Raw genomic sequence first — 24,330 nt, 5'->3', positions numbered from 1 at the left:
CTGCTGCAAACGCAAGCATGACGTCGTTCACGTTACCGTGTGTTGCGAACGGTCAAGCTTGGCGGAAGACCTTGCGGAAGGTCCGCCGGGCGCGCTTGCGGAAGCGGATCAACTGGCGCGAGGGGCGGCGACGCAGGACGACCTTTTCCGCGCGCAGGGCCTGCTGCCAGAAGACCGGGGCGATCTCCGGCTTCTTCCGCATCAGGCGACGGAAGGGATAGACCCACTTGGGCCGCGCGTGCTGGGCGCGGATGAACTGCCGCTTGGCCCACCAGGAGTTGCGCAGCACCAGGACCAGGCCCAGGGCGATGACCGGGATGCCGCCCGGGCCGGGCAGGGGCGCGATCAGCACGCCCAGGGCGATGACGGCCAGGCCCAGGCCCATCATGCCCCAGCGCTTGGCGCGACGCAGCAGGCCGGCCTTGCGGCTGGGCTGAGGATCGGCGCGGAACGGGATCAGGGCGAGGGTCACGGGCGTCACGACGAACAGAGAAGGCGGCGTCGGGAGGAACGCCGTCCCCTGCCATAGACATGCGCGACAAGGCCGAACCGTGGCGTCGCCGTGACGCTTTCGTAAGGGAGGGCGAAATGCAAAACGCCGTGTCCCGAAAGACACGGCGCTTCACTTCAGGTCGGGTTCGCTGCCTTATTCGGCGGCGATGTTGGAGCCTTCCGGGGCCGACCAGCGCAGACGCGGCGAGCGCGCGGCGCGAGTCTCGTCCAGACGTCGCAGCGGCGCGTGGAAGGGCGCGCCCTTGAAGCGTTCGACTTCGCCGGCTTTCGCCGCCTCGGCCAGCAGACGCATGGCGTGGATGAAGCGGTCCAGCTCCTGCTTGGATTCCGTCTCGGTCGGCTCGATCAGCATCGCGCCATGCACGACCAGCGGGAAGTACATGGTCATCGGGTGGAAGCCCTCGTCGATCATCGCCTTGGCGAAGTCGAGCGTGGTGATGTCCGTGCCCTTCAGCCATTCGTCGTCGAACAGGGCCTCGTGCATGCACGGGCCCTCGGGGAAGGCCGGGCTCATCAGGTCCTGCAGGCGGGCCTTGATGTAGTTGGCGTTCAGGACGGCGTCCTCGGCCACCTGACGCAGGCCGTCCGAGCCGTGGCTCATCATGTAGGACAGGGCGCGCACATACATGCCCATCTGGCCCTGGAAGGCGCACAGACGGCCGAAGGCGTCCTTGGCCTCGTCTTCCTCACGCTCGACCAGCTTGTAGCCGTCCGCGCCCGCCACGACCCAGGGAGCCGGGGCGAAGGGGGCCAGGGCTTCGGACAGGACCACCGGACCCGCGCCGGGACCGCCGCCGCCGTGGGGCGTCGAGAAGGTCTTGTGCAGGTTGATGTGCATGGCGTCGACGCCCAGGTCGCCCGGGCGAACCCGGCCGACGATGGCGTTGAAGTTGGCGCCGTCGCAGTAGAAGTAGGCGCCAGCCTCATGGGTCAGGCGGCTGATCTCCAGGATGTCGCGCTCGAACAGACCGCAGGTGTTCGGGTTGGTGACCATGATGGCCGCCACGTCCGGACCGAGCTTGGCGGCCAGGTCGGCCACGTCCACGCGACCGTCGTCGGTCTGGGCGACTTCGACCACCGAATAACCGACGAAGGCGGCGGTGGCGGGGTTGGTGCCGTGGGCCGAGGTCGGGACCAGAACCTTGCGGCGCTGCTCATGCTCGCCCTTGGCCTCATGGGCGGCGCGGATGGCCATCAGGCCGCACAGTTCGCCGTGCGCGCCAGCCTTGGGCGACAGGGCCACCGCAGGCATGCCCGTCAGCGTCTTCAGCCAGTGGGCCAACTGGTCCATCAGCTCCAGCGCGCCCTGAACCGTCGATTGCGGCTGCAGCGGGTGGATGTCCGAGAAGCCGGGCAGACGCGCCATCTTCTCGTTCAGGCGCGGGTTGTGCTTCATCGTGCACGAGCCGAGCGGATAGATGGCCAGGTCGATGGCGTGGTTCTTCTGGCTCAGGCGCACATAGTGGCGCATGGCCTCGGGCTCGGACAGGCCAGGAAGCCCAATGGGGTCCTTGCGGACCAGGTCGCCCAGGTCCGAACCGTTGGTGGCGGGCTGGGGCAGGTCGACGCCGGTCTTGTTCCAGCCGTCGATCTCGAAGATCAGGGCCTCGTCCTGCAGCAGGCCGCGCGCGCCCGTCAGGGTCGGGTGCTTGTAGTCGTTGTCCGGCGTGGCGTTCGGGGCGGTCGGGCGGCCGACGTTGTTCATGGTGCTCATGCTTCTATCTCCCCTCAGGCCGCCAGGACCTTGGCGAGCGCGCCCGCCAGAATCTTGATGTCGGCGTCCAGCGTGGTCTCGGTGGCGGCGACCAGCAGGATATCGTCCAGGCCCGCGTCCGGGTTCAGGCGGCTGTAGGGCACGCCGGCCAGGATGTGGTGGTCGGCCAGGGTCTGAACGACCTCGGCGGCGTTCTTCGGCAGCTTGACCGCGAACTCGTTGAAGAAGCGCGGGGTCAGGATCTCGACGCCCGGAATGGCGGCCAGGGCGTCGCGCGTGGCGACGGCCTTCTCGTGGTTGAGCAGGGCCATCTGACGCAGGCCCGTCTCGCCCAGCAGGCTCATGTGGATGGTGAAGGCCAGGCAGCACAGGCCGGAGTTGGTGCAGATGTTCGACGTGGCCTTGTCGCGGCGGATGTGCTGCTCGCGCGTCGACAGGGTCAGGACGAAGCCGCGACGGCCGTCGGCGTCCACCGTCTCGCCGCAGTAGCGGCCGGGCGTCTGGCGCAGCAGCTTCTCGCGGGTGGCGAACAGGCCGATGTAGGGGCCGCCGAAGTTCAGGGCGTTGCCGATCGACTGGCCTTCGGCCGCGACGATGTCGGCGCCCATTTCGCCGGGCGATTTCAGCAGGCCCATGGACACGGCTTCGGTGACGACGACGATCAGCAGAGCGCCGGCGGCGTGGGCGGCCTCGGCGATCTTCGTCACGTCGGTGGCGGTGCCGAAGACATTGGGGGTCTGGACGACGACGCAGGCCGTGTCCTTGTCGATGGCGGCGATGACGGCGTCTTCGGCATCGACGGTGGGCGTCAGGGCTTCAGTCTCGACGCCGACGGCGTGAACCACGGTCTCGGTCGCCTTGACGTAGTGGGGGTGGACCCCGCCCGAGATGACGGCCTTGTTGCGGCGGGTGACGCGGGTGGCCATCAGCACGCCCTCGGCCATGGCGGTCGAGCCGTCATAGAGGGAGGCGTTGGCGACTTCCATGCCGGTCAGGTTCGCGACCTGGGTCTGGAACTCGTACAGATACTGCAGGGTGCCCTGCGCGATTTCCGGCTGGTAGGGGGTGTAGCTGGTCAGGAATTCCGACCGCTGGATCACGTGATCGACCGTGGCCGGGACGTGGTGCTTGTAGGCGCCGGCGCCGCAGAAGAAGGGCACGGTCCCCGCCGTGGCGTTCTTGCCCGCCATGGCCGAGAGGGCGCGTTCGACCTCCAGTTCGCCCGCCACGCGGGGCAGGTCGACAAAGCCGTCGCGGCGCGCGGCCTGCGGCACGTCGACGAAGAGGTCGTCGATGGATTTGGCGCCGATGGCGGCCAGCATGGCCTCACGGTCGTCGGGCGTCAGGGGGAGGTAGCGCATTACAGGTCCTCGGCGGCATCCCGGAGGTCGCGAGGCGCGACGCTCCGGGAGCGCTTCAAGCGGCGGGGAATCCGGCGATCCCGGATCGGCGCGCCGCGCCGTCCGGGGACGACGGCGGGTCTTAGAGGGTGGTCAGGTAGGCCTCGTAGGCGGCCTGGTCCATCAGGGCGTCGATCGCCGAGGCGTCCGCGACCTTGATCTTGGCGAACCAGCCTTCGCCTTCCGGGTCGGCGTTGACGGTTTCCGGGGCCGAGGCGAGGGCCTCGTTGCCCTCGATGACCTCGCCGGCGACGGGGGCGTAGACGTCCGAGGCGGCCTTGACCGATTCCACGACGGCGAAGCTGTCGCCGACCGAGACGGTCTTGCCGGCTTCCGGCGTCTCGACGAACACCACGTCGCCCAGGGCGTCAGCGGCGTGCTTGGAGATGCCGACCGTGGCGACGTCGCCCTCGAGGCGAACCCACTCGTGATCTTTGGTGAAGCGCATGTTTTTGATCTCTCAGGCCCAGAAAATTCAGGATTTGGGTTTGCGATAATAGCGGGTCGCCACGAAGGGCATGGCGACGACTTCGGCGGCCGCGGGCTTGCCGCGGACGATGACTTTCAGATCCGTGCCCAGCTCGGCGAAGGCCGGCGGGACGTAGCCCATGGCGATGTTGTGGCCGAGCGTCGGCGAGGGGCCGCCCGACGTCACCTTGCCGATGACGGCTCCGTCGGCGTCGGCGATCTCGGCGCCTTCGCGGGCCGGGGCGCCTTCCTTGACGTGCAGGGCGATGCGGACGCGCGCTGGGCCCTCGGCCAGTTCCTTGAGGATGCGCTCGGCGCCGTTGAAGTCGGCGGCTTCCTTGCGCGACTTGGACAGGGCGAAGGTCAGAGCGCCCTCGACCGGGCTGGTCGAGGCGTCGATGTCGTGGCCGTGCAGCGGCAGGCCGGCCTCGAGGCGCAAGGAGTCGCGGGCGCCCAGGCCGATCGGCTTCACGCGGGCGTCTTCCAGCAGCAGGTTCCAGACGCGCTCGGCGTCGGCGTTCGGCACGGAAATCTCATAGCCGTCCTCGCCGGTGTAGCCCGAACGCGAGACGAAGCAGTCGACGCCGAACAGCATCAGGCGGACCGAATCCATGAAGCCCATCTCGCCCAGGGCCGGCTCGTGCCTGGCCATGACCTCGGCGGCTTCCGGCCCCTGGATGGCCAGCAGGGCGCGGTCGTCCAGGACGGTCAGCCTGGCGTCGCCGGCCAGGTTGGCGTTCAGGAAGGCGAAGTCGGCGTCCTTGTTGCCGGCGTTGACCACGACATAGAGGCCGTCATGGTCGGGCTTGCCCGCCATCAGGTCGTCCATGATCCCGCCTTCGGCGTTCAGCAGCAGGGAGTACTTCTGCTTGCCGTCCTTCAGGATCTGATAATCGCCAGGCACGAAGCGCTGGAACTGGGCGATGGCGTCGGCGCCGCTGATGCGGGCCTGGCCCATGTGCGAGACGTCGAACAGACCGGCGTGTTCGCGGGTCCAGCGGTGTTCGGCCAGGACGCCTTCGTACTGGACCGGCATGTCATAGCCGCCGAACCCGACCATGCGGGCGCCCAAGGCGCGGTGCGCCGCGTTAAGAGGGGTGGTCTTCAAGGCCTGGTCGCTCATGGCGCACTCCGGGTCGCGGGTTGCGGCGATAGCTTCGCCGTCGTCGCGCCCCCGCTGTCCTGAAGCCTGAGAGATTCCGACCGTCCCTGAAAGGTCGGCCTTGCTCCGTCGGCGCGCCATACGGCGACTTTCCAGCGTCCGTGCGCCTTCGCGGTCCTTTTGCCTGAGCGTTTCCGGGGCGGTTGCGCCTTCGGCCCCGACGGCCGCTGCGCGACCGCCGATCTCTCCCGCGAGAGCGTGTGACCTAAGGCCCCGACTCCGGGCCGAAGTCAAGCGGCGCCGGGCTTGCCGCGAACGATCCGACAGGCCATGAGGGGCGCGAACCGATCTCGTGACAGGATTGAAGGCCGCCATGACCGCCCGCACCGACCTCGCCGCCCATCTGGCTTCGCTCGACCTGCCGCAGGGCCTGACCCAGACCCTGACGATCGCCGCCGCCGCCTGCGTCGAAATCCGCAAGATCGTCTCGGGCGGCGCCCTGGTCGGGGCGCTCGGCGCATCGGGCGCCGTCAACGTCCAGGACGAGGAGCAGAAGAAACTAGACGTCATCTCCAACGACGTCCTGACCGACAGGCTGCTGGCCTGTCCCGCCGTGGCCGGCGTGGCGTCCGAGGAAATGGACACGGTCCAACCGGCGACCAATCCGGCGGGCGAGTACCTGGTGCTGTTCGATCCGCTGGACGGCTCGTCCAACATCGACATCAACGCCCCGGTCGGCACCATTGTCTCGGTGCTGAAATCGCCGTCGGCCACCCCGACCGAGGCCGACTTCCTGCAATCGGGCCGTCAGCAGGTCGCGGCCCTCTACGCCGTCTATGCGGGCCAGGCCATGCTGGTCCTGACCACGGGCAAGGGGGTGGCGGGCTTCACCCTGTCGCACGACGGCGAGTGGCTGATGACGCATGAGGACGTGCGTATCCCCGCAGACACCAAGGAGTTCGCCATCAATATGTCGAACCAGCGCCACTGGGCCGAGAGCGTCCAGCGCTATGTCGACGGCTGCCTACAGGGCGCGGACGGTCCTCGGGGCAAGAATTTCAACATGCGCTGGGTCGCCGCCATGGTGGCCGACGTCCATCGCATCCTGATGCGCGGCGGCGTCTTCCTCTATCCGTGGGACAAGCGCGAGCCGAACAAGCCGGGCAAGCTGCGCCTGATGTACGAGGGCAACCCCATGTCCTTCCTGGTCGAGCAGGCGGGCGGCAAGTCCACCACGGACGGCAAGCAGGCCATCATGGACGTGACCCCGACCGAACTGCACCAGCGGGTGCCGGTCGTTCTGGGCTCGGCCAACGAAGTCGATCAGATCGCGGCGGCCTGACGTTATGGAGATCGCCGCCACGGACGCCCTTCTGGTCATCGACGCCCAGAACGACTTCTGCGAGGGCGGCGCCCTGGCGGTTCAGGGCGGGGCGAGGATCATGCCCCTGATCAACCGGCTGGCCGAGCGCTTCGACACGGTGATCGCCACCCAGGACTGGCACACGCCGGACCAGATCAGCTTCGCCTCCAACCACGAGGGCAGGGCGCCCTTCACCGAGATCGAGGTCGCCTACGGCCGCCAGATGCTGTGGCCGGATCATTGCCTGCAGGGGACGCCGGGCGCGGACTTCCATCCCGACGTCCTGCCGGCCGTGACCAAGGCCCTGGCCGTGGTCCGCAAGGGCTATAATCCGGCGGTCGATTCCTATTCCGGCTTCTATGAGAACGACCACAGGACGGCGACGGGTCTGGCGGGCCTGCTGCGCGACCGGGGCGTGAAGCGGGTCTTCCTGTGCGGCCTGGCCTATGACTACTGCGTCCGCTTCACCGCCGAGGACGCCGTGCGCGAAGGCTTCGAGGCCGTGGTGGTCGAGGACGCCTGCCGGGCCATCGCCGAAGAGACGGCTCAAGCGGCGCGAGAGAGCTTCGACAGGCTGAGCATCTCCACGCTTAACGCGGCTAGCCTCATCCGATTTTGAGAACGTATCGGCCGAAAAAGAATATCAGCACTAAGGTCAAACCGACATGACCAATGATGTTGGAGGCGGCGACCCCACGCTGGAGAATCCCGCCGGGCCTGTAGAATCTGGCCTTCAGATAAGTGACCATGAAGCTCGGTGTTTCGAATCTCTCGGGGTTCTCTTCAATATAGCGTTGCACGGGGTCGAGAGGCGGGGGGATGTGCGCTCGACGCTTTCTGCTGAACAGGTCCGTAAGCCTTGCGAAGGCAATCATTAGGAAGCCTGCAAAGCCAACGGCAGAGAGTAGATTCTGGAGCAACAACCGCACGACCCACATCGAGATATCGCGCTTCCATAAGCGAGCCGATGTCAGTTGTCGCGGGCTGTGTTGTCGCCTGTAAGTGAGCTTCGTCAGTCACTCATAGAAGTCCGCCTCGTCCGGAATGCGGGTGAAGGCGATCTTGGCGCCGATGTAGTCGGGCAGGCCCGCTTTGGGACCGATGCTGACCGTGTCCTTGCCGTAGCGCTGGTTCAGGGCGTCCAGGGTTTGGGACAGGCGTAGGGATCGGGCCTGACCGCCCTGATCCGGGCCGATGTCGAACAGGTCGGCCTCGAAGGCGGCGACCGATTTCAGTCCGTGTACCCCGACCCCGACATAGCTCAGCCGCCCCGCTTCAAGCCCGGGCTCCACCCGGCGCCACAGATGATCCAGCGCGGCCAGCAGGGCGAAGGTGTCCTGGGTCGGGGCGACGGCGCGGTTCAGACCTGTCGTGTCCCAGCTTCGCGGCGCCCCCTTCAGACCCATGTCCAGGTGAAGACTGATCCCCGCGCCGGTTAGCCCCATCCGCCGCAGCCGCGCCCCGCACTTGACCATCAGGCGTCGGGCGACGGCCCGAGCCTTTTCCGCGGTGCGCATGTCCTGGGCCAGGACATGGCTGTGGCTGATGGAGGCGGGCGGCTTTTCCGGCGTCGGCTCGCTGTCCAGGCCGTGCAGGCCGCGCCAGATGCGCTCGCCCTCGATGCTGTTCCAGACGGCGCGCGCCTGTTTGGCGGTCATGGCCCACAGGCCCGCCGTGTCGGTGACGCCCGCCGCCGCTAGCCGCTCCCGCATCCGCGAGCCTATGCCGGGATATCTCGACAACGGCAGGTCCAGCAGCGGGCCGGGCAGTTCATTCGCCCGCAGGATGGTCAGCCCGGCCGGCTTCTTCATGCCGCAGGCCGTCTTGGCCAGGAAACGCGACGGGGCCAGACCGATGGAGGATCGCAGGCATTCCCCGACATTCTTCATGATCCCGGCCTGGATGCGTCGGGCCAGGGTCACGGCGTTCGCCTCCTGACGTTCCGATCCGCTGAGTTCGCACGAACATTCGTCGATGGAGCCGACCTTCCACACCGGCGCGTGGCGGTCGATCTCCTTCATGATCTGCTTGTGGATCTGGACGTAGATGTCGGGCCGGGCCTCGGCGACGATCAGGTCGGGGCACAGCCTGCGGGCCTCGGCCGTCTGCATCCCCGTGCGGACGCCGAAGGCCTTGCTCTCATAGCTGGCGGCGATGGCGCCGGAATATTCGCTGATCGCCGGGCGGACAATGACTGGCCTGCCGCGCCAGTCGGGGTTCAACTGCTGTTCGACGCTGGCGAAGAAGGCGTTCAGGTCGATGAACAGCCAGCGCAGGTTCGCGCCGCCGTCCTGTTGTGTGTCCGCCTGCTCCATGATGCGAACATATCAGGAACATTGAGGCGCCGAAAGCGGCTTGCCGAGGGAGACGAAAGGGCTCAGTTCGTCGCCGCGTAGGCCTCGACCTCGGCGATGCGCGCGGCCTTGTCGGCGTCGCTCAGGAAACTGCCCTCGAAGCTGTTCTTCGCCAGTTGCGCCACCTGTTCGCGGGTCAGGCCGACCGCTTGCGCCAACTGGATGTAATTAGCGTTCACATAGCCGCCGAAATAGGAGGGGTCGTCCGAGTTCAGGGTGACGTGCAGACCCCGGCGCAGCATCTCGGGGACCGGGTGGTCCTTCAGGTCCTTGACCACGCAGAGCTTCAGGTTCGACAGGGGGCAGACCGTCAGGGTCATCTGCTCGGCGGCCAGGCGGGCGATCAGGGCCTCGTCCTCCATCGAGCGGTTGCCGTGGTCCATGCGGTCGATGTGCAGCAGGTCCAGGGCCTCGTGCACATAGGCGGGCGGGCCCTCCTCGCCGGCGTGGGCGCACAGTTTCAGGCCCAGCTCGCGGGCGGCGGCGAAGACGCGCTGGAACTTCGACGGCGGATGCCCGACCTCGGACGAATCCAGTCCGACGCCGATGAAGTGGCGCAGATAGGGCTTGGCCATCTCCAGCGTGGCGAAGGCTTCGTCCTCGCTGAGGTGGCGCAGGAAGCTGAGGATCAGGCCGCTGGTGACGCCCAACTCGGCCCTGGCTCGCTCCATGCCCGCGATCAGACCCTCGACCACCACGCCGAACGCCACGCCTCGGTCGGTATGGGTCTGGGGATCGAAGAAGATCTCGGCGTGGCGGACATTGTCGGCAGCGGCGCGCTGGAAATAGGCGAAGGCCAGGTCCTCGAAGTCCTGACGCGTCAGCAGGACGGCGGCGCCCGCGTAATAGATGTCGAGGAAGTCCTGAAGGTTCGAGAAGTCATAGGCCGCGCGCACGGCCTCGACGCTGTCATAGGGAATGGCGACGCCGTTGCGCTGCGCCAGTTCGAACATCAGTTCGGGCTCGAGGCTGCCCTCGATGTGCAGGTGCAGTTCGGCCTTGGGCAGGCCGGCGATGAAGGCGTCGAGGGCAAGGGGCATTGGGGGGAGGCTCCGAAACTTGGAGCGCAGCCTAGCGGCCCGAGCGGGCGGCGTCATCTGCCGCAGCCATCCTCCCCTGCGAAGCGGGGGAGGGGGACCACCGTAGGTGGTGGAGGGGGCGAAGGTTGCGGCTGCGGTGTCCGGCTTCGGGCGGGACGGCGGTGGGAAGGGGGCATGGCGGCGGCTGTGGTCGCCCCCTCCACCGCTCCGCGGTCCCCCTCCCCCGTAAACGGGGGAGGAGATTGCAGCAGGCCTACATCCGCTCGGGCGTCTCGATGCCCAGCAGGCGAAGCGCCGTCTCCAGCTGGTGCAGGGTCGCGGCGGCCAGGGCCAGGCGCGAGCCCTTGGTCGCCTCGTCGGGGGCGACCAGAATCGGACAGGCGGCGTAGAATTTCGAGAAGCTCTGGGCCAGTCGATAGGCGTGCTCGGCGATCAGGTTGGGCGAGCGCTTGTCATAGGCGTCGGCGGTGGCCGCATCGAAGGCGTCCAGCGTCAGAGCCAGGTCACGCTCGGCCGGTTCGACGACGACGATGGGGGCGAAGGCCACGCCTTGGTCCGCCGCCTTGCGCAGCAGGGATTTCACCCGCACGGCCTGATACAGCAGATAGGGGCCGGTCTTGCCCTCGAAGCTCATGAAGCGGTCGAGGTCGAAGACGTAGCTGGTGGTGCGGTTGTTCGACAGGTCGGCGAACTTCAGCGCGGCCACGGCCACCTTGCGGGCGATGTCCTCGAACTCGGCCTCGGGCAGGTCGTCGCCCAGTTTGGCCTCGTGCAGGCGCTCGCGCGCCTTGTCGGTGGCCATGGTGATCAGGTCGTGCAGCTTCAGCACGCCGCCCGCGCGGGTCTTGAAGGGCTTGCCGTCGGCGCCGTTCATGGTGCCGAAGCCGAGGTGCTCCAGCGACTTCTCAGGCGCGTAGCCGGCCAGATAGGCGGCGCGGAAGACCTGTTCGAAATGCTCGGCCTGACGTTCGTCGACGACGTAGAGGATCAGGTCGGGTCCGATCGACTTCTTGCGGTCCAGGATCGTGGCCAGATCGGTCGTGCCGTACATGGCCGAGCCTTCCGACGACACCACCAGCAGGGGCGGAGGCGACGGGGCCTCGATGACCGAGCCGTCGGCCAGCTTCTTCTTGCGGGTCTCGCCTTCGCGGGCGACGTGGACCACCTGGGCGCCGTCGTCCTCGACCAGCAGACCGGTATCCTTCAGGTGCGCCAGCATTTCGGGCATCAGGGGATCGGCGTCGGACTCGCCGTTCCACAGGTCGAAGGTGACGTCCAGAGCGCCGAACTCGCGCTCCAGCGCCGTGCGGCTGACGGCGACAAAGTGGGCCCACAGGGCGCGGTAGCCGGGACGACCGCCCTGTAGTTCAGCGGTCGCCTTGCGGGCGCGGTCGCGGAAGGCGGGGTCTTCCTTGGCCTTGGCGGCGGCCTGCGGATAGAGGCGCTCCAGGTCTTCCAACGTGACGGGGCTGTCGGGGGGGAAGGGGCCGTCGCCCTCGGCCATGAAGGCTTCGGCCAGGTTCTCGTCGCCGCAGGCGGTGATCAGCAGGCCCATCTGGAAGCCCCAGTCGCCGAAGTGGGCGTCGCCCCAGACGGTGTCGCCGCGGAAGCGGAACAGGCGCTTCAGGCTCTCGCCGATGATGGAGGAGCGCAGGTGGCCGACGTGCATCGGCTTGGCCACATTGGGACCCGCGTAGTCGATGACGACCTTGCGCGACGGCGTGCTCAGCGAGGCGCCGGCCAGGGTTTCATCCGCCGCGACCTCGGCCGCGCGCTGGGCGAGGGCCGCGTTCGACAGCTTGAGATTGATGAAGCCGGGGCCGGCGACCTCGACGGAAGCCAGGCGCGGATCGGCGGCCAGGCGTTCGGCGACCTTGGCGGCCAGCTCGCGTGGATTGGCCTTCAGCGCCTTGGCGGCGGCCAGGGCGCCGTTCGACTGGAAGTCGGCCAGGTCGGGACGGTCGGAGGCGGTGACGCGGGCCAGGGCCTTGTCCACGCCTTCGGCGGCGAAGGCGGCGCCGACCGCTTCGCTGAGAGAAGTCTTGAGGTCGGTCATGTCTTAGTTGGTCTGCTGGCCTGCGGTCGGGCGGAATCGGCTGCCCGACCGGTTGAACTCGGCCATGTCGGGCGTGACTTCAAAGCCGATCAGGACTTCGAAATTGCTGCCGGCCGTGGTCGAGTCGGCGCGCGGGATGACGATGGACTGGGTCTGTTCGACGGAGACCGTCTCCTGGCCCTGGAAGTTCACCGGCAGGTCGAAATATTCCTTGGCCAGGACGGCGGTGTTCCGCTCGGTCACGGCGATCCAGTAACGATAGGTGCGGGCGTCGCCCTGGGCCTGCGGGCCGCGGCCCAGGTTGAACAGGATGTTCATGTCCAGGCGGATCGGGTCAGCCTCGCGATAGACGCAGTCGGCGCTGAGGCCCTCGATCTCGCCGGTATAGCCGACGCCGGACACGGCCGGGCGCTGGAAGTCGGCCAATTCGACGTAACGGGCGGCGTCGTACAGCACCTTCACATAGGGGCAGGGGCCGGCGTTGGCGCGGCGGGTCAGCGGAGCGAAGCGCGTCGGGCGTTCCTTGGGCTTTTCCTCGCGAGCCTGGCCTTGCTGCGGACGCCCGGACTGGGCGACGGCGGCGACGGGGAAGAGCGCGGCTGTCATCGACAGGGCCGCCAGTGCGGTAAGGACGCGACGCATCAATTTCTTTTCCGGCAAGCGAAAGGGAGCGCGCGATCATCGGCGCCGACCGCGACACGCTTGATGCTGATAGCGGCTAAAGCGAGGCGCGGCAAACGGGGAGGCGCGAGCGGTGGCGCGAAAGGTCGCGAAAGACTAGGTTCCGGGCCATGAACGCCCCCGTGTCGCCCTCCGCCTTCGATCGCCGACCCCTGACGGTGCGCCTCGCCACGCCGCGCGGCTTCTGCGCCGGGGTGGATCGCGCCATCCAGATCGTGGAGCGCGCGATCGAGAAGTTCGGCGCCCCTGTCTATGTGCGCCATGAGATCGTCCACAACCGCCATGTCGTCGAGCGGCTGAAGGGCATGGGCGCCGTCTTCGTCAAGGAACTGGACGAGTGCCCCGCCGATCGGCCGGTCGTCTTCTCGGCCCACGGCGTGCCGAAATCGGTTCCGGCCGCGGCCCGCTCGCGCGAGATGCTGTTCCTGGACGCGACCTGTCCCCTGGTGTCCAAGGTCCACGTCGAGGCCGAGCGTCATCACGCCGCCGGGCGGCACATCATCCTGATCGGCCACGCCGGCCATCCGGAGGTCGTCGGCACCATGGGCCAGTTGCCGCCGGGAGCCATCAGCCTGGTCGAGACGACCGAGGATGCGGAACGTTTCCAGCGGCCGGGCGACCAGCCCCTGGCCTACGCTACCCAGACCACCCTGTCGGTCGACGACACGGCCGACATCCTGGCGGCGCTGAAGCGGCGTTTCCCCGAACTGCCCGACCCGCACAAGGAAGACATCTGCTACGCCACCACCAACCGACAGGAGGCGGTCAAGCGGCTGGGCGAAGGGTGCCAACTGGTGCTGGTGGTGGGGTCGAAGAATTCCTCCAACTCCGCACGCCTGGTCGATGTGGCTCTGAAGGCCGGGGCGAAGGACGCGCGGCTGGTCGACGACGCCGGCGACGTGGATTGGACCTGGTTTGACGGCGTGACGACGGTAGGGGTCACGGCCGGCGCCTCGGCGCCCGAGCCCCTGATCGAAGCCCTGATCGACGCCATCCGCGACCGATTCGACGCCGTTGTGACCGAGGACGACGGGGCGAGAGAGACCGTCTCGTTCAAGCTGCCGCGCGCCCTGACGGCCTAAACCCGCTCCATCACCAGGCAGGTCGAGGTGGCGGTGGCGTAGAGCGTCCCGTCCAGGCCGCGCAGGTCGGCCTCGGAGAAGGCGGCGCGGCGGCCGGACTGGACGATTCGCCCTTCGGCACGAACCGGAACGCCGGCCTTCAACGCCTTGTGGAAGACGGTCTTCAACTCCAGCGTCGTATAGGCCTGCCCCGGCTTCAACATGGAATGGACCGCGCAGCCGCAGGCCGAATCGAGCAGGGTCGCCATCCAGCCGCCATGCACCGAACCGATGGGGTTGTAGACCGCCAGCGTCGGCTCGCCCTCGAAGGCCACGCGGCCCTCCGATAGTTCGGTCAGGCGAAAGCCCACAGTCTCCGCGATGGGGGCGGGGGGCAGGCGGCCGTCCAGCATCAGGCGTAGCTGGTCCAGGCCCGACAGGGCGGCGAGATCGGTCATGTCAGACAGGGGAAGGGCTCCTGGGACTATCCGCAAATGAAAAGGACGCGCCGGCCGTGGGGCCGGACGCGTCCTGAAACTCGGCTTCGACGCCGAAGGGCCTTAGAGGCCCGGCAGCTTGAAGCGGCTGTCGCGGCGCGGCGCGATGGCGATGCCTTCGCGGCCGCCGGTCAGGGCCTGCAGGCGGGCGTGCTCGCTGGCGGCGTCGATGTTGCGGGCGCCTTCGGCCGTCTGGGTGACGGTCGGGGCCTGGGTCGCGGGATCGTCCTTGCGCCAGAACAGGACGCGGTCGGCCCAGCTCTTTTCCTTGTGGGCCAGGTCGCCGAACTCGTCGTCGACGACATAGCGGGCCAGGGGATCGGCGCGGTCGGCGCCGGCCTGGGCCACCAGGGCCTGCTCGCCGCCGGTGCGGGTCACGGCCTGGCGTTGACCCAGCAGAATCTGGCGGGCGGCGCTTTCAGGGGCCAGTTCCTGCGGGCGCGGCTGGCCGGGAGCGGGCGGGGTCAGGCCGTATTCCGGCGGCACGGTCAGCGGCGCGCTGGCGACGGTGACGAACTCGTCCGGCACGACCTTGGACAGGCCCATGCTCTGCTTCATGCTCTGGCAGGCGGTCAGGCCCAGGGCGGTGGTGGCCATCAGGGCCACGGCGGCGGCGCTACGAATACGCATAGTGTCAGCTCGGCTCCGGGAGGCGCGCCGGTCGGCGCTGGCTCGGGACGATAGTGAAGAGGGGGTGATTACGACTTTTCGTTGGCCGCGCCAACCTTGGTGCGACGTTCGGACAGGAAGCTGTCGAGGATCAGCAGGACGACGCCGACGGTGATGCCGCTGTCGGCGATGTTGAAGATCCAGGGAAACAGGCCCGTTCCCGAAAAGTCTAGGAAGTCCACGACGCCGCCGAATCGGATGCGGTCGATGACGTTGCCGACAGCGCCGCCCATGACCATGCCGATGGCCAGGATCAGAAGGCGGCGATCCACGCGCGTGGCCCACCAGGCCAGCAGGCCCGCGACCAGGACGGAAAAGACGCTCAGGATCCAACGCCCTGCGCCCCCGCCGAACAGGCCGAAGCTGACGCCCGTGTTCAGCACATAGGTCAGGTTGAAGACCGGCGGCGCGACCTCGGCGATCCGATAGCCGTCGGGAATCTGCGAGATGTGCGAGGCGTCGATCGCGCCCAGAACCCAGGCCTTGGTCAGCTGGTCCAGGACGATGACGAGAAGGGCGACGCCGTAGGCGGTCCAGGCGAGACGAGAGATTTTCATGTCAGACGCCGGTTAGCAGGAACGGGGCGCGCGGCGAAGAGGGAAAGCGACGCGGCCGCTGCAGCGAACGGCCTTTCCACCCGCGCCCCGGCGGCTATAACCCCTTGCATGACCCTGCCTCATCCCCTGCCTCGCCTGTCGGCCGTCGCCGACGACTACGACGTCTTGCTCTGCGACGTCTGGGGCGTGATCCACAATGGTCGCGAAAGCTGGGCCGCCGCCTGCGAGGCCCTGACCCGTTTCAATGAAAAGGGCGGCCATGTCGTCCTCATCTCAAACTCGCCGCGCCCGTCCTCGGACGTGGTCGCCCAACTGGACGCCCTGGGCGTGCCGCGCGACAGCTGGCAGGCCTTCGTCACCTCGGGCGACGCCACTCGCGCCGAACTGGCGCGCCGCGCGCCGGGCCCGGCCTGGATCATCGGTCCGGACCGCGACTTCGTCCTTTACGAAGGCCTGAACCTGACCGGCGCCCATGACGCGGCGGACGCGGCCTTCATTTCCGTCACCGGCCCCTATGACGACACGCGGGAAACCCCGGAGGACTATCGCGAGCGGCTGGAGCCGGCCGTGGCGCGCGATCTGGAGATGATCTGCGCCAATCCAGACCGGATCGTGCAGCGCGGGGACACGATCATCTATTGCGGCGGCGCCATCGCCGATCTCTACGAATCCATGGGCGGCCGGGTCGTCATGGCCGGCAAGCCTTTCGGACCGATCTACGCCCTGGCGCTGAAGGCGGCGGAGGGGCTGATGGGCCGCCCGGCCGACCGCTCGCGCGTGCTGTGCATCGGCGACGGCGTGGTGACCGACGTCCTGGGCGCGGCGGAGCAGGCGCTGGACTGTCTGTTCATCGCCCAGGGCATCCACGGCGACGCCGCCAAGGGGCCCGACGGCGCCCTGGACCCGGCCCGCGCGGCCGAATTGCTACGCGCCGAGACCACCTTCGCTCGCTACGCCGCGCTGGAACTGGCGTGGTGAGGCTCGCCATTTCGTCGCACCTGCCGTAAAGGCGGGCCATGGTTGATCTGGTTCAAGCACACCCGTCGGGCGGCTACATCCTCGACGAACTCCATGTCGGCATGGCCGCCGAGAAGACCGTCCACGTCACCGAGGAGCGCATCCGGCTGTTCGCGGAGGCGTCGGATGACTTCAATCCGGTCCATCTGGATGAGGCCTTCGCCGCCAAGACCGCCTATCGCGGCCGCATCGCCCACGGCCTGCTGTCGGCCGCCTTCGGCTCGGCCGTGGTGGGGACCATCCTGCCCGGCGCCGGCTCCATCTATATCTCCCAGACCCTGGCCTTCCACTTCCCGGTGCGGATCGACGACACGGTGCGCATCCGCATCACCGTCATCGAACTGGATCAGGAAGGCGCCCGCGCCCAGCTGAAGTGCGAAGGCTTTGTCGAGGACAGGCTGATCATGGACGGCGTCGCCGTCGTGCGCGTGCCGCGCCGCCGCAAGCCGTCCGCCCGCTGAGGCCGTCATGGTCGAGATGATCCGGGACTGGCGCGGCCTGTCGGAGGCGCAAAAAGGCGCCGCCGTGGCCGTGGGCGCCTTCGACGGCGTGCACCGGGGGCATCAGGCGGTCATCGCCTCGGCCCGCGAGGCGGCCCAGCGTCTGGGCGTTCCTCTGGGCGTGGTCAGCTTCGATCCGCATCCGCGCCGTCTGTTCCAGCCGGACGCCGCGCCCTTTCGCCTGATGACGCCGGATCAGATGGCGCGCGCCATGGCGCCCCTGGGCGTGGATCGGCTGTACCTGATCCCCTTCGACCGCGAGATGGCGGCCATGACGGACGAGGCCTTCGCCCGTCAGGTCCTGCACGAAGGCCTGGGGATCGCCCACGCCGCCGTGGGCTTCGACTTCACCTATGGGCGCGGCCGGACCGGCTCGCCCGAGGGCCTGCGTCGTCACGGACATGAACTGGACTTCTCGGTGTCCGTCACCAACCGCATCGACGACGCCTCGGGCCTGAAGCTGTCGTCCAGCGCGGTGCGCGAGGCGCTGAAGGCCGGCGACATGGCGCGCGCCGCCGCCATCCTGGGGCGTCCCTTCGCCATCGAGGGCGAGGTGATCCACGGCGACAAGCGCGGCCGCACGATCGGCGTCCCTACCGCCAACGTGGCCTTGGGCGAATACATGCGCCCGGCCTACGGGGTCTACGCCACGCGCACTCGCCTGCCGGACGGGCGTGTGGTCAAGGGCGTCGCCAACCTGGGCGTCCGTCCCATGTTCGAAATCGAAGAGCCCCTGCTGGAAGTCTGGCTGCTGGACTTCGACGAAAGCCTCTACGGTCAGACGCTGGAGACCGAACTGGTCGCCTTTCTACGCGGCGAGATGAAGTTCGACGGCCTGGACGCATTGAAGGTCCAGATCGAGGCCGATGCGGCGGCGGCGCGGGCGGTTCTGGGCTGATCCCTGTTCGATGAAGCATTTGTAAGTCGTTGAAGCGGGTTCCGCGGGTTAGGTTTCGACCCGGGCAGGAGGAGCTCTTCGATGTTTCGGGACGTCGCATACTCTGTTTTCGGCTGTCTTCTGGCCATGGCGGCCACGACCGCCTTCGCTCAGGAACCTCAGGTTCGCGCCTACAAGAGCGTCGGCGACCGAAGCCTGTCGGTCCATGTCTTCAAGCCCGAAGCCGCGTCCAGTCCACGCCCCGCAGTTCTGATGTTCCATGGCGGCGGCTGGGTGGCGGGCGAGCCGGAGTGGACCTATCCCGCCGCGCGCAATTTCCAGGATCTGGGGCTCGTCGCCATACCGGTTCAGTATCGCCTGTCCGGCGACGGCGTGACGCCGGCCGACGCCCTGGTCGACGCTTGCGACGCCTTCGCCTGGGTCCGAGGCCATGCGTCTGAACTGGGCGTCGATCCGGCGCGTGTTGCGGGATATGGCGTCAGCGCCGGCGGACATCTGGTTTCGGCGGCGACGCTGGGGGCCTGTCCGAACGGTGGCAAGGGGGCCGATCTGCTCCTGCTGTGGTCCCCGGCCCTCGACCTCTCCAAGGACGGGTGGGTGCGGCGTCTTCTGGGCGGGGCGGATCCGGCTTCGATCTCGCCCCTGGCCTTGGCGTCGCCGGGCGGTCCCGCGACTGTCGTCATCCAGGGGGCGGCGGACACCCTGACGCCCCTGCGTGGCGCGCTCGCCTTCTGCGAGGCCATGGGCGGCGCGGCGAGCGATTGTCGGGTCCATTCCTATCCGGGGCTGGGCCATCTGCTGACGCGGAACCTCGACAATCAGGAAAGCGACTTCGACATTGATCCTGTCGCCCGGCGCGACGGCGAAGAGAGATTGTCCGTCTTCCTTGTCGAGCGGGGATACGCCCAGGCGGTGAGGGTGCGGCCCGGTTCCTGACGGCTGGGCCTCAAAGCCGGCTCTCAAATGCGAGTAAAGGACGGCGGCCGGCGATGTTGTGCTCTTTTCGTATTGAATTTTATCATTTTTCTTGAAGGCTTGCGCCCGAGCTGCGCGAGTTTCCGGCCGCTGACGGACGGTTAGAGTTTCTCCATTCGCCGCGCCGCGCGAGACCAGTCCCTGGTGTGACGGGCGCGTCCGACGGAGGCGTCATGACCGCTCAACACAGGATCGCCCTCGGCGGCCTCGCCCTGATGGCGCTGGGGGGATGTCAGACGACCCCCGGCGCCGATGCGGGCTTTCTCAGCCGCTATGACGAGATGACGCCGCGCAGAAACAGCCTGCGCGCCGCCGTTCGCGAGCGACGGGACGAGGTCGGGGCCGCCAGGATCGAACGGGTCTTCATCGAGCCAGCCGTCGTCGTCGGCGACGCGGGCGCCACGGTGGCCGAGGAGGATCGGGCGGCCGTGTTGAGCGAGGTGGATCGACAGGTCTGCTATGAGTTGAGCGAGCGTTTCACCATCCTTCCGGCGCCGCACCATGAAGCCGCGCGGGTCAGGATCGGGGTGGCGCGCATCACCCCGACCGGACAGGTTTCCAGCGCGGTCTCGGCGGCGGCGGCCTATTTCATCCCCGGGCCGCTGGACGTGCGCGTGCCGGGAACGACGGGCGGCCTGGCCGCGGAGGCGGAATTGCTGGATCCGGCGACCGGAGACCAGATCGCCTCCATCGTCTGGGCCCGCGACGCGACGGTGGTCGGCACCGACGCGCCGTCCCTGTCGCGGGTGGGCGACGCCTTGCAACTGGCCGAGCCGTTCGGCGATGCGGTCGGCGACGCCTTCTCCCCCGCTGACCGCAAGCCGCGTCCGATCGCCAAGCCGGATCCCTGCGCGGCGTTCGGGCCGCGCTTCAGCCCAGCCGAGATGGCCGCCGGCTTGGTGACGGGCCTCTATGTGCCGGAACTCAGCGGAGCGACGCGGCGCGACCCTCGCTGAGCGGCGGGCAGGCTCAGGCCGTGGCGGCGCAACTGGCCAGAACGTCGGCGATACGGCGTTCGGCGTCTTCGCCGATTCGGCCCGTGCGCAGGGCCTCCGCGATCAGGGCCTGACCCACCAGTTCCAGTTCACGCACGACCTGATCCTCGGCCTTCCGGCCCGCGCGTTCCAGGAAGGCGCGCACGAAGCCGGCCATGTTTTCCTCGGCCCCGGCCAGTTCGTCCTTGGCCAGGGGACCCAGGCGGCGCTCTTCCTGTTCGAGGATGGCGCACAGGCGCGGGGCGGCCCGGTGGTGATCCATGGCCGCGGCCACGACCAGGCGAATCCCCTGGTTCAGATCGCCCGGCGGGGTCTGGCTCAGGGCCGTCGTCACCCGGCTGCGCAGGGTCGCCTCTGACCGGATCATCAGACTGGCGAGGATGGCGTCCCGGTTGGGGAAGTACTGATAGAGGGAGCCGATGCTGACCCCCGCCCGCGTCGCCGCGAGATTGGTCGTCAGGGCGTCCAGCCCCTCCGCCTCCAGAATCTGGGCCGAGGCGTCCAGAATGGCGTCGACCAGGGCGATGGAGCGCGCCTGGGTCGGCCGCTTGCGCGGCGAAAGCGCCCGGGGACGGGCGGCGGCGGTCATCCAGCCTTCTCGGCGATGGCCATCAGGGCGTCGTGCAGAGACTTGCCCTTGTCGTCGACCACGTCGGCGATGCGCCACATCGGGCCTTCCTTCACTAGTTTCAGGGTCTGGCGGTGCGTCTGGCCGTGGTTGGTGAAGGTCACCTCCGCGGACGCGGCCCGGTCGCCGTCCGGCGTCATCTTCAGGGCCGTCATGGCGAAGCCGTCGGCGTCCTGGCAGGCGCAGATCGGATCATAGTTCAGATAGGGGACTTCGCCCTTGGCCTCGCGGAAGTCGACGCCGACCAGGGCGTTCAGGGTGCGGGAGTAGAGGGGTTCGCGTCCGGGGGTTATCATCGCCGCCTTCGGGTCGTTCGGCTGGGGCGCGGCGGCGTTGGCGTAGAGGGCGCGGACAAAGGCCTCGGCGTCCTTTTCGCCCGCGGCGTAGACGGCCGCACGGCCGGTCAGCGGCGCTTCGGCCGGAGCGGGCGTCTTTTCCTCTGCGGGAGAGCAGGCCGCCGTGGCCAGGATCAGCACCGCCGCCGTCATCGCCTGAACGCGCATCTGTTCGTCTCCCGTCTGTTCGCTTCGACTATGGCGCAGGCGCCGCCCGGTCTGCTAGACGGTTCGAGCATGACCGTTCGCGTGATCCGTCCGATTTCGATTAGCCGCCCGGCGTAGCGCCCAGTTTTGTCTGGGGGGGCTGAACGCCCCGTGCACGTCGGGATCGAATATCGCCGATGCCGTTTAACGGCCTTCACGCTAGACTGCGCCCGCGCCGCTTCCTCGGCGCCCGCGAACAAGACAAAGATCATCCCATGGCCGACGCCGACACCCAGACTCCTTCCGGCCGCGACTATCGCGACACCGTCTTCCTGCCCGAGACGCCCTTCCCCATGCGCGGCGGCCTGCCGAAGAAGGAGCCGGAAATCCTGGAGCAGTGGGGCGACCTCTACGGCCATCTGCGCAGCGTCCGTCAGGTCCAGAAGGCGCCGCTCTACGTGCTGCACGACGGCCCGCCCTACGCCAACGGCGACATCCACATCGGCCACGCCCTGAACAAGACGCTGAAGGACTTCGTGGTCCGCTCGCGCTTCCTGCTGGGCTATGACGTCGACTACGTCCCCGGCTGGGACTGCCACGGCCTGCCGATCGAGTGGAAGATCGAGGAGCAGTTCCGCGCCAAGGGCCGCCGCAAGGACGAGGTCTCGAAGGAAGAGTTCCGCACCGCCTGCCGCGAATACGCCGGCAAGTACATCGACCTGCAGCGCGACCAGTTCCTGCGCCTGGGCGTCACCGGCGACTTCGCCAACCGCTACGCCACCATGGACTTCACGTCCGAGGCGGCCATCGTTGCGGAGTTCCACAAGTTCAAGAACTCGGGCCAGCTGTATCGCGGCTCCAAGCCGGTGATGTGGTCGCCCGTCGAGCGCACCGCCCTGGCTGATGCGGAGGTCGAGTATCACGACCACGTCTCGCCCACGATCTGGGTCAAGTTCCCGGTGGTCGGCGCGACCGACAGCCATCCGGACGACCTGCTGTCCTTCCGCACGGCCACGCCGTCGATCGTCATCTGGACGACCACGCCCTGGACCATCCCGGCCAACCGCGCCATCAGCTATGGACCCGAGATCGCCTATGGTCTGTATGAGGTCACGGCCCTGGAGGAAGGCCTGGACTACGAGCCCTGGGCCAAGCCGGGCGACCGCTTCATCATCGCCGACAAGCTGGCCGAGGACGTGTTCAAGGCGGCCAAGATCAGCGGATTCATCCGCATCGACGCCATCAATCCGTCGGGCCTGGAATGCGCTCACCCGCTGGCGGCGCTGGACAGCGGTTACGGCTTCTCCGTGCCCCTGCTGGCCGGCGACCACGTGACCGACGACGCCGGCACCGGCTTCGTCCACACGGCGCCGGGCCACGGCGCGGACGACCACGCCGTCTGGCTGGCCCACGGTCATCGCGAGGTGCCGGACACGGTCGATCCCGACGGCGCCTATTATGATCACGTCCCCCTGTTCGCCGGTCTCAAGGTGCTGGAGACCGAGGGCAAGAAGACCGGCAAGTTCGGTCCCGCCAACGGCGCGGTGATGGAGAAGCTGATCGAGGCGGGCAATCTGCTGGCGCGCGGCCGGTTGGAGCACTCCTATCCGCACTCCTGGCGCTCCAAGGCCCCGATCATCTTCCGCAACACCCCGCAGTGGTTCATCAAGATGGACGAGCCGCTGGAGGATGACGGGACCCTGCGCGACCGCGCCCTGAACGCCATCGACGCCACCGCCTTCCACCCGGCGGCGGGCAAGAACCGCATCCGTTCCATGGTCGAGGGTCGTCCCGACTGGCTGATCAGCCGTCAGCGCGCCTGGGGCACGCCCCTGGCCATGTTCGTGGACAAGCAGACCGGCCAGCCCCTGCACGACCCCGAGGTCGACGCCCGCATCGTCAAGGCGGTGGCCGAGGGCGGCGCCGACGTCTGGTTCTCGGCCTCCGACGCCGACTTCCTGGGCGCGCATGATCCCGAGCGCTTCGAGAAGGTCACCGACATCCTGGACGTCTGGTTCGACAGCGGCTCGACCCACGCCTTCACCATCGATCCCCGCACGGCCGAGAGCGGCTATACGGGCGACCGCCCGTCGCACTGGCCCGCCGACCTCTATCTGGAAGGCTCGGACCAGCACCGCGGCTGGTTCCAGTCGTCGCTGCTGGAGGGCTGCGGCACGCGCGGCCGCGCCCCGTTCAAGGCTGTCCTGACCCACGGCTTCACCCTGGACGAGAATGGGGAGAAGCAGTCCAAGTCGCGCGGCAACACGACCGATCCCCTGACGGTCATCAAGGAATCGGGCGCCGACATCCTGCGCCTGTGGGTCGCCCTGGTCGATTATTCGGACGACCAGCGCATCGGCAAGCAGATCCTGCAGACCACGGTCGACGCCTATCGCAAGCTGCGCAACACGGTCCGCTATCTGCTGGGCGCGCTGAACGGCTTCGACGAGGCCGAGCGCCTGACCGACTATGACCAGTTCCCGCCGCTGGAGAAGTTCATCCTGCACCGCCTGTGGGAACTGGATGCACAGGTGCGTCAGGCCTATGAGGAATACCGCTTCCAGGATGTGATCCGCCCGGTGCTGGAGTTCTGCTCGGGCGACCTGTCGGCCCTCTATTTCGACGTGCGTAAGGACAGCCTTTATTGCGACCGTCCCGATAGCATCAAGCGCCGTGCCGTGCGCACGGTGATGGACGAGGTGTTCAGCCGTCTGACCGCCTGGCTGGCGCCGCTGACGCCCTTCACCATGGATGAGGCCTGGACCACCCGCTTCCCGGAAGCAGGCACCAACTGCGCCCGCGTCATCCCGGAAACGCCCGGCCAGTGGCGCAATCCGGCCGAGGCCGAGCGTTGGGCCGAGGTCAACACGGTGCTGGAAGTGGTCAACGAAGCCCTGGAAGCGGCGCGTCGCGACAAGCTGATCGGCGGCGCTTTGGACGCCTGGCCGACGGTCACGGCGCCGGCTGAACTGTTGGCTCTGTTCGACGGCCTGGACGCCGCCGAGGTCTTCCGCACCTCGGGCGCTGAGCTGGTTGCGGGCGGCGAGGCCGTGACCGTCGAGGTGAAGACCGCCGACCATCCCAAGTGCGCCCGCTCCTGGCGCCGGGTGCCGGACGTCGGCTCGGACGCCGACTTCCCCGACCTGTCGGCCCGCGACGCCGACGCGGTCCGTTGGTTGGACGCTCAGAAGGGCTAAAGGATCAGGCCCCTTCGCTTCGGCGGAGGGGCCTTTATCTTCCTTCTCCCCTTGAGGGAGAAGGTGGCAGGCGGAGCCTGACGGATGAGTGGTGTAAGTGTTGCGCTTGAAGATCTTGCGATCCAGCGCTGCGACAATCCTTTTGACCGGAGCGCCGCCACCC

Annotated in this window: 23 protein-coding genes and 1 riboswitch; of the genes, 9 read left to right on the top strand and 14 right to left on the bottom strand. The window is 68.1% G+C overall.

Going from position 1 to position 24,330, the window contains the following annotated elements; genetic code table 11:
- Positions 1–52: 52 nt before the first annotated feature.
- The 5 genes from ABIE19_RS14925 to gcvT all read right to left on the bottom strand — a co-directional run bounded on the left by ABIE19_RS14925 (position 53) and on the right by gcvT (position 5,218).
- On the bottom strand, positions 53–472 hold the full coding sequence (locus ABIE19_RS14925; protein WP_354090007.1) for a hypothetical protein: 420 nt from the start codon (positions 470–472) through the stop codon (positions 53–55).
- 174 nt (positions 473–646) lie between these two features.
- Positions 647–2,227, bottom strand: a complete 1,581-nt coding sequence (gene gcvPB / locus ABIE19_RS14920; RefSeq protein WP_354090006.1) for an aminomethyl-transferring glycine dehydrogenase subunit GcvPB — start codon at positions 2,225–2,227, stop codon at positions 647–649.
- A gap of 14 nt (positions 2,228–2,241) precedes the next feature.
- Complete coding sequence (gene gcvPA / locus ABIE19_RS14915) at positions 2,242–3,588, bottom strand: aminomethyl-transferring glycine dehydrogenase subunit GcvPA (protein ID WP_354090005.1); 1,347 nt, start codon at positions 3,586–3,588, stop codon at positions 2,242–2,244.
- 121 nt (positions 3,589–3,709) lie between these two features.
- The gene (gene gcvH / locus ABIE19_RS14910; RefSeq protein ID WP_354090004.1) at positions 3,710–4,075 is read right to left on the bottom strand and encodes a glycine cleavage system protein GcvH; all 366 of its coding nucleotides are present in this window, start codon (positions 4,073–4,075) and stop codon (positions 3,710–3,712) included.
- Between the two features lie 27 nt (positions 4,076–4,102).
- Complete coding sequence (gene gcvT, locus ABIE19_RS14905) at positions 4,103–5,218, bottom strand: glycine cleavage system aminomethyltransferase GcvT (RefSeq protein ID WP_354090003.1); 1,116 nt, start codon at positions 5,216–5,218, stop codon at positions 4,103–4,105.
- Positions 5,219–5,359: 141 nt separating this feature from the next.
- Positions 5,360–5,458, bottom strand: a riboswitch (glycine riboswitch).
- Between the two features lie 112 nt (positions 5,459–5,570).
- On the opposite strand from gcvT, the gene ABIE19_RS14900 reads away from it, so the two are divergent.
- Together ABIE19_RS14900 and pncA are read left to right on the top strand one after the other, a co-directional pair.
- On the top strand, positions 5,571–6,539 hold the full coding sequence (locus ABIE19_RS14900; protein ID WP_354090002.1) for a class 1 fructose-bisphosphatase: 969 nt from the start codon (positions 5,571–5,573) through the stop codon (positions 6,537–6,539).
- Between the two features lie 4 nt (positions 6,540–6,543).
- Positions 6,544–7,179, top strand: coding sequence for a bifunctional nicotinamidase/pyrazinamidase (pncA, locus tag ABIE19_RS14895; protein ID WP_354090001.1), 636 nt, complete (start codon positions 6,544–6,546; stop codon positions 7,177–7,179).
- 397 nt (positions 7,180–7,576) lie between these two features.
- On the opposite strand, the gene ABIE19_RS14890 is transcribed toward pncA, so the two are convergent.
- The 4 genes from ABIE19_RS14890 to ABIE19_RS14875 all read right to left on the bottom strand — a co-directional run bounded on the left by ABIE19_RS14890 (position 7,577) and on the right by ABIE19_RS14875 (position 12,652).
- A complete protein-coding gene (locus ABIE19_RS14890) occupies positions 7,577–8,875 on the bottom strand; it encodes a Y-family DNA polymerase (protein WP_354090000.1) in 1,299 nt (432 codons plus the stop codon).
- 62 nt (positions 8,876–8,937) lie between these two features.
- A complete protein-coding gene (locus ABIE19_RS14885; RefSeq protein WP_354089999.1) occupies positions 8,938–9,954 on the bottom strand; it encodes an adenosine deaminase in 1,017 nt (338 codons plus the stop codon).
- Between the two features lie 253 nt (positions 9,955–10,207).
- The gene (gene argS / locus ABIE19_RS14880) at positions 10,208–12,010 is read right to left on the bottom strand and encodes an arginine--tRNA ligase (protein ID WP_354089998.1); all 1,803 of its coding nucleotides are present in this window, start codon (positions 12,008–12,010) and stop codon (positions 10,208–10,210) included.
- 3 nt (positions 12,011–12,013) lie between these two features.
- The gene (locus ABIE19_RS14875) at positions 12,014–12,652 is read right to left on the bottom strand and encodes a Tat pathway signal sequence domain protein (protein ID WP_354089997.1); all 639 of its coding nucleotides are present in this window, start codon (positions 12,650–12,652) and stop codon (positions 12,014–12,016) included.
- Positions 12,653–12,801: 149 nt separating this feature from the next.
- Between ABIE19_RS14875 and ispH the strand changes: the two genes are divergently transcribed.
- Positions 12,802–13,773 (top strand): 4-hydroxy-3-methylbut-2-enyl diphosphate reductase, encoded by a 972-nt coding sequence (gene ispH / locus ABIE19_RS14870; protein WP_354089996.1) that lies wholly within the window; start codon positions 12,802–12,804, stop codon positions 13,771–13,773.
- Here ispH and ABIE19_RS14865 read toward each other — a convergent pair.
- From ABIE19_RS14865 to lspA, 3 genes are all read right to left on the bottom strand, one after another.
- Positions 13,770–14,210 (bottom strand): PaaI family thioesterase, encoded by a 441-nt coding sequence (locus ABIE19_RS14865; RefSeq protein WP_354089995.1) that lies wholly within the window; start codon positions 14,208–14,210, stop codon positions 13,770–13,772. The two genes, ispH and ABIE19_RS14865, sit on opposite strands and share 4 nt — an antisense overlap.
- A gap of 102 nt (positions 14,211–14,312) precedes the next feature.
- Positions 14,313–14,879 (bottom strand): DUF3035 domain-containing protein, encoded by a 567-nt coding sequence (locus ABIE19_RS14860; RefSeq protein ID WP_354089994.1) that lies wholly within the window; start codon positions 14,877–14,879, stop codon positions 14,313–14,315.
- A 68-nt stretch (positions 14,880–14,947) separates the two neighbouring features.
- The gene (gene lspA / locus ABIE19_RS14855; protein WP_354089993.1) at positions 14,948–15,475 is read right to left on the bottom strand and encodes a signal peptidase II; all 528 of its coding nucleotides are present in this window, start codon (positions 15,473–15,475) and stop codon (positions 14,948–14,950) included.
- 108 nt (positions 15,476–15,583) lie between these two features.
- On the opposite strand from lspA, the gene ABIE19_RS14850 reads away from it, so the two are divergent.
- The 5 genes from ABIE19_RS14850 to ABIE19_RS14830 all read left to right on the top strand — a co-directional run bounded on the left by ABIE19_RS14850 (position 15,584) and on the right by ABIE19_RS14830 (position 19,821).
- On the top strand, positions 15,584–16,453 hold the full coding sequence (locus ABIE19_RS14850; RefSeq protein ID WP_354089992.1) for a TIGR01459 family HAD-type hydrolase: 870 nt from the start codon (positions 15,584–15,586) through the stop codon (positions 16,451–16,453).
- A 38-nt stretch (positions 16,454–16,491) separates the two neighbouring features.
- The gene (locus ABIE19_RS14845; protein ID WP_354089991.1) at positions 16,492–16,953 is read left to right on the top strand and encodes a MaoC family dehydratase; all 462 of its coding nucleotides are present in this window, start codon (positions 16,492–16,494) and stop codon (positions 16,951–16,953) included.
- Between the two features lie 7 nt (positions 16,954–16,960).
- Positions 16,961–17,890 (top strand): bifunctional riboflavin kinase/FAD synthetase, encoded by a 930-nt coding sequence (locus ABIE19_RS14840; RefSeq protein ID WP_354089990.1) that lies wholly within the window; start codon positions 16,961–16,963, stop codon positions 17,888–17,890.
- A gap of 81 nt (positions 17,891–17,971) precedes the next feature.
- Positions 17,972–18,826 carry an alpha/beta hydrolase gene (locus ABIE19_RS14835; RefSeq protein ID WP_354089989.1) on the top strand — a complete coding sequence of 285 codons (855 nt, stop codon included), beginning with the start codon at positions 17,972–17,974 and terminating at the stop codon, positions 18,824–18,826.
- Between the two features lie 212 nt (positions 18,827–19,038).
- Complete coding sequence (locus ABIE19_RS14830; RefSeq protein WP_354089988.1) at positions 19,039–19,821, top strand: DUF3313 family protein; 783 nt, start codon at positions 19,039–19,041, stop codon at positions 19,819–19,821.
- A gap of 13 nt (positions 19,822–19,834) precedes the next feature.
- On the opposite strand, the gene ABIE19_RS14825 is transcribed toward ABIE19_RS14830, so the two are convergent.
- Both ABIE19_RS14825 and ABIE19_RS14820 read right to left on the bottom strand, forming a co-directional pair.
- Positions 19,835–20,449 carry a TetR/AcrR family transcriptional regulator gene (locus ABIE19_RS14825; protein WP_354089987.1) on the bottom strand — a complete coding sequence of 205 codons (615 nt, stop codon included), beginning with the start codon at positions 20,447–20,449 and terminating at the stop codon, positions 19,835–19,837.
- Positions 20,446–20,991, bottom strand: a complete 546-nt coding sequence (locus tag ABIE19_RS14820) for a DUF3828 domain-containing protein (protein WP_354089986.1) — start codon at positions 20,989–20,991, stop codon at positions 20,446–20,448. The genes ABIE19_RS14825 and ABIE19_RS14820 overlap by 4 nt, the downstream gene beginning before the upstream one ends.
- 254 nt (positions 20,992–21,245) lie before the next feature.
- Here ABIE19_RS14820 and ileS point away from each other — a divergent pair, with 254 nt between their 5' ends.
- Positions 21,246–24,167: an isoleucine--tRNA ligase gene (gene ileS / locus ABIE19_RS14815; RefSeq protein WP_354089985.1), complete on the top strand. Its 2,922-nt coding sequence runs from the start codon at positions 21,246–21,248 to the stop codon at positions 24,165–24,167.
- Positions 24,168–24,330 lie beyond the last annotated feature (163 nt).

The organism is Brevundimonas faecalis, assembly GCF_040549405.1.
Lineage (GTDB): Bacteria > Pseudomonadota > Alphaproteobacteria > Caulobacterales > Caulobacteraceae > Brevundimonas > Brevundimonas faecalis.
The sequence above is the reverse complement of the archived record's forward strand: the minus strand, read 5'-3'. Positions and strand labels throughout refer to the sequence as shown.

Coding starts and splice junctions, on each gene's coding strand:
- gcvPB (WP_354090006.1), bottom strand. CDS start 2,227: ATGAGCACCATGAACAACGTCGGCCGCCCGACCGCCCCGAACGCCACG.
- gcvPA (WP_354090005.1), bottom strand. CDS start 3,588: ATGCGCTACCTCCCCCTGACGCCCGACGACCGTGAGGCCATGCTGGCC.
- gcvH (WP_354090004.1), bottom strand. CDS start 4,075: ATGCGCTTCACCAAAGATCACGAGTGGGTTCGCCTCGAGGGCGACGTC.
- gcvT (WP_354090003.1), bottom strand. CDS start 5,218: ATGAGCGACCAGGCCTTGAAGACCACCCCTCTTAACGCGGCGCACCGC.
- ABIE19_RS14900 (WP_354090002.1), top strand. CDS start 5,571: ATGACCGCCCGCACCGACCTCGCCGCCCATCTGGCTTCGCTCGACCTG.
- pncA (WP_354090001.1), top strand. CDS start 6,544: ATGGAGATCGCCGCCACGGACGCCCTTCTGGTCATCGACGCCCAGAAC.
- ABIE19_RS14890 (WP_354090000.1), bottom strand. CDS start 8,875: ATGGAGCAGGCGGACACACAACAGGACGGCGGCGCGAACCTGCGCTGG.
- ABIE19_RS14885 (WP_354089999.1), bottom strand. CDS start 9,954: ATGCCCCTTGCCCTCGACGCCTTCATCGCCGGCCTGCCCAAGGCCGAA.
- argS (WP_354089998.1), bottom strand. CDS start 12,010: ATGACCGACCTCAAGACTTCTCTCAGCGAAGCGGTCGGCGCCGCCTTC.
- ABIE19_RS14875 (WP_354089997.1), bottom strand. CDS start 12,652: ATGCGTCGCGTCCTTACCGCACTGGCGGCCCTGTCGATGACAGCCGCG.
- ispH (WP_354089996.1), top strand. CDS start 12,802: ATGAACGCCCCCGTGTCGCCCTCCGCCTTCGATCGCCGACCCCTGACG.
- ABIE19_RS14865 (WP_354089995.1), bottom strand. CDS start 14,210: ATGACCGATCTCGCCGCCCTGTCGGGCCTGGACCAGCTACGCCTGATG.
- ABIE19_RS14860 (WP_354089994.1), bottom strand. CDS start 14,879: ATGCGTATTCGTAGCGCCGCCGCCGTGGCCCTGATGGCCACCACCGCC.
- lspA (WP_354089993.1), bottom strand. CDS start 15,475: ATGAAAATCTCTCGTCTCGCCTGGACCGCCTACGGCGTCGCCCTTCTC.
- ABIE19_RS14850 (WP_354089992.1), top strand. CDS start 15,584: ATGACCCTGCCTCATCCCCTGCCTCGCCTGTCGGCCGTCGCCGACGAC.
- ABIE19_RS14845 (WP_354089991.1), top strand. CDS start 16,492: ATGGTTGATCTGGTTCAAGCACACCCGTCGGGCGGCTACATCCTCGAC.
- ABIE19_RS14840 (WP_354089990.1), top strand. CDS start 16,961: ATGGTCGAGATGATCCGGGACTGGCGCGGCCTGTCGGAGGCGCAAAAA.
- ABIE19_RS14835 (WP_354089989.1), top strand. CDS start 17,972: ATGTTTCGGGACGTCGCATACTCTGTTTTCGGCTGTCTTCTGGCCATG.
- ABIE19_RS14830 (WP_354089988.1), top strand. CDS start 19,039: ATGACCGCTCAACACAGGATCGCCCTCGGCGGCCTCGCCCTGATGGCG.
- ABIE19_RS14825 (WP_354089987.1), bottom strand. CDS start 20,449: ATGACCGCCGCCGCCCGTCCCCGGGCGCTTTCGCCGCGCAAGCGGCCG.
- ABIE19_RS14820 (WP_354089986.1), bottom strand. CDS start 20,991: ATGCGCGTTCAGGCGATGACGGCGGCGGTGCTGATCCTGGCCACGGCG.
- ileS (WP_354089985.1), top strand. CDS start 21,246: ATGGCCGACGCCGACACCCAGACTCCTTCCGGCCGCGACTATCGCGAC.